The sequence below is a fragment of the Arthrobacter sp. sptzw32 genome, assembly GCF_059089735.1.
In genome coordinates, this window is record NZ_JBNHEZ010000035.1 from 1 (window position 1) to 260 (window position 260).

Annotated in this window: 1 pseudogene; it reads right to left on the reverse strand. The window is 65.0% G+C overall.

From position 1 onward, the window contains the following. A pseudogene (locus tag AC5RVN_RS17485) lies at positions 1-260 on the reverse strand (glucose-6-phosphate dehydrogenase); the annotation flags it as partial.

Sequence of the window (260 nt, forward strand, 5' to 3'; positions counted from 1 at the left end):
GATCACCACACGCCGCCACTTGTCCCCCTCGGCCTGGGCCAGGCCGTGCTTGGACAGCTGCCGGCAGACCTGCTCGAACGCCTTGGGCGGGATCGACAAATAGAACGCATGGTTGCCGCGCGTGCCGCGGACGTCGTCGAGTTCCTTGATGGTCTCGCCAAGACGCTCGAAAGCGCCGTCGTCGTCGAACTCGCCCTGGACAAAGCGGATGCCCTCGGACAGCTGGTTCCACACCGCCTCATCAAACAGCGTCCGCGCAT